This window comes from Streptomyces sp. SID14436 (assembly GCF_010548465.1).
Taxonomy (GTDB): Bacteria; Actinomycetota; Actinomycetes; order Streptomycetales; family Streptomycetaceae; genus Streptomyces.
Genome location: NZ_JAAGMD010000172.1, coordinates 1 through 2,991 on the forward strand (window position 1 = coordinate 1; position 2,991 = coordinate 2,991).

The window sequence follows — 2,991 nt, forward strand, 5'->3', positions numbered from 1 at the left end:
CTGACGGGCTGACGGGCGATGGCCGACGAGCGGCGGCCGACGGACGGGCCGGGTCGCCGTCCGATCCCGGGCGCAGCCGCCGGACTCCCGGGCGCAGCCGCCGGACCGGCCCCGCCCGGCGCGTCGGCCCGCCAGTTCGGTGAGACCTTCCGGGCCGTCAGAGCCGTCTGCCCTTAAGGCTCGTCAGGCACCGTCCGGTCCGTGCGGTGACGGGCGGCCGGACCGGGGTCTGCGGACGTCAGAGCCGGGTGAGGCGCCACAGGCGGAAGACGCCCGTGCCGTCCGACAGGTACTGGCCGCCGCCGATGTCCTCGCTGGTGACGACGTACTCCTTCGCCTGCCACAGCGGCAGCACCGGCACGTCCTCGGCCACGGCCGCCTGGAGGTCCCGGAAGTCGCCCCCGGCGTCGGCCCGGTTCTGGTGCTGCTGGCTGGCCTTGATCATCCGGTCCACGGCCTTGCTGCTGTAACCGGTGTTCATGGTGCCCCCGGTGCCGACCAGCGGGCCGCCGAAGGTGTCCGGGTCGGGGTAGTCCGCGACCCAGCCGACCGCGTAGGCGTCCAGCTTGCCGCCCGCCCACTGCTTCTGGAAGTCGGTCCACTCGTAACCCTTGAGGGTCACCTCGAACAGACCGCCGGCCTCCAGTTGCCGCTTGAGCTCCTTGGCCTCCTCGGCGGCGGCGCCGCGCCCCTCGGCGTACCCGTAGGTGAAGCGGACCGGCGTGGACACCCCGGCCTCGGTGAGCAGCCGGCGCGCCCGGTCGGCGTCCCGCTTCGGGTAGGTGTCGAAGAACGACGTGGTGTGGCCGGTGATCCCGGTCGGGATCAGGGAGTACAGCGGATCGACGGTGCCCTGGTACACGGTGGCGGCGAGCCGCTCGCGGTCGATCAGCCACGCCAGGGCCTGCCGGACCCGGGTGTCCTCCAGCGGCTTGCCCGCACGGATGTTGAAGTACAGGTTGCGGATCTCGGAGCTGTCCGCCTCCGACACCCGCTGGCCGGGATCGCTCGGGTTGAGGTCGGCGAGGACGTCCGGCGGCAGCTGGCGGGTGGCGACGTCGATGCTCCGGGTGCGCCAGGCGTTGTCGAGGGCGCCGGGATCGCCGAAGTAGTGCAGCTCGACCGGGCGGCCGCTCTCCTTGACGGCGCCCTTGTAACGGGCGTTGGGCTTCAGGACCGCCAGCTTGTCCTTCTCGTAGGAGGCCAGCGTGTACGGACCGGTGCCGTCGGCGCCGCCGGTGCGCAGCTCGTCCGCCGGGTAGGTGCGGGAGTCGACGATGGACCCCGCCCCGGTGGCCACCTTGAACGGGAACGTCGCGTCGGGCGACGTCAGTTCGAAGGTGACGACCCGTCCCTCCGCCCGCACCGAGCCGAGGGTGTCCAGCAGCGGTCCCGGACCCACGTCGGACTTGATCTTCCGGACCCGGTCGAAGGAGAACTTCACGTCCTCGGCCGTCATCTCCCGCCCGCTCGGGAAGACCAGGCCGTCCCGCAGTTCGCACCGGTAGGTCCGCAGGTCCGTGCCGACGAACGCGCAGTGCTCCGCCGCGTCCGGCACGGGCTGCGCCCCGCCGGGTTCCACGGTCAGCAGCGACTGGTAGACGTTGCTGAACAGCGCCCAGGAACCGGCGTCGTAGGCGCCGGCCGGGTCGAGTGACGTGATGGAATCCGTCGTGCCGACCTTGATGGCCTCACCCGACGTGTCGTCCGACGGCAGCAGTTGCCATCCGACCACTCCCACGACGGCGATTGCCAGCAACGCCGCGAGAATGCGTATACGAACCGATCGCATCGGTCCTGTCCTCCCCTGGCCCACTACGGGCCGGTTAAATATGCCACTCCCCTTAGTGGCCGGTTCACCTAATCACAGGGGTTTCGCGGGGCGGAAGGGGGGTTTGGTTCAGTGAGAAACAGCTCACGCGCCACGCCACCGCCGCCTCCCGGCGGGGCGGGACGGCGGGGCGGAGAGGGTCGGTGCCTGCGCACGCCGACGGAGCGGCCGCTGGTCAGAGGGCCGCGGGGCCGCGGGTTCGGACGGCCGTCGCCGGCGGCTCGGCACGTCCGACGGTTACGGGCTGACGGTTACGTGCTGACGGTTACGTGCTGACCGGACCTCAGGTCCGCTTCGACGCCAGTTCGATCACCGTGATGTCGGACGGTGCGCCGACCCGGGTCGGGGGCCCCCAGGCGCCGGCGCCCTTGCTGACGTAGAGCTGGGTGTCGCCGTAGCGCTCCAGGCCCTGGAGGGTGGGGTTGGCGGCTCCGGCGAGCAGGCTGCCGGGCCAGAGCTGGCCGCCGTGGGTGTGGCCGGACAGCTGGAGGTCGACGCCGTGGTCCACGGCCTCGTGGATCTGCACCGGCTGGTGGGCGAGGAGGACACAGGCGCGGGCCCGGTCCCGGTCGCCGAGCGCCCGGGCGTAGTCGGGGCCCTGTCCGTCGTTCTCGCCGGCCAGGTCGTTGACCCCGGCGAGGTCGAAGTGCGGCAGCTCGGTGCGGGCGTTCTCCAGGGGGTGCAGGCCGAGCCGGCGCACCTCCTCCACCCACTGCTCGGCGCCGGAGAAGTACTCGTGGTTGCCGGTGACGAAGAACGAGCCGTGGCGGGCCCTGAGCTGGGCGAGGGGGGCCGCGGCCGGTCCCAGGTCCTTCACGCTGCCGTCCACCAGGTCGCCGACGACCGCGATCAGGTCGGGCTGGGTGGAGTTGATGGTGTCGACGACCTTCTGCGCGAAGCCCCGGCCGAGGACCGGCCCGAGGTGGATGTCGCTGACCACCGCGATGCGGTAGCCGTGGGCCGCGCGGGGCAGCTTGGCGAGCGGCACGGTGACCCGCTCGACCCGCGGGCCGCGCAGCACCCCGTACGTGCCGTACCCGACGGTGCCGACGGCCGCCGCGGCGGCCGCCCCGGCGACCACCCGGGAGACGAAGAGGCGCCGGGAGGGCCCGGTCGCGGGGGCGGCGGAGGACCCGCCGGACGCACCGGGGGCGGCCGCG

Annotated in this window: 2 protein-coding genes; both read right to left on the bottom strand. The window is 72.8% G+C overall.

Annotated features, from left to right (window positions below):
- Window positions 1–238: 238 nt before the first annotated feature.
- Window positions 239–1,792 (bottom strand): ABC transporter substrate-binding protein, encoded by a 1,554-nt coding sequence (locus G3I53_RS06560; protein ID WP_164334118.1) that lies wholly within the window; start codon window positions 1,790–1,792, stop codon window positions 239–241.
- A 322-nt stretch (window positions 1,793–2,114) separates the two neighbouring features.
- On the bottom strand, window positions 2,115–2,991 hold an 877-nt coding region (locus G3I53_RS06565), incomplete at its 5' end, for a metallophosphoesterase (RefSeq protein WP_164438106.1).

Excerpts from the sequence above, each read along its gene's own strand:
- G3I53_RS06560 (WP_164334118.1), bottom strand. The coding sequence starts at position 1,792 with ATGCGATCGGTTCGTATACGCATTCTCGCGGCGTTGCTGGCAATCGCC.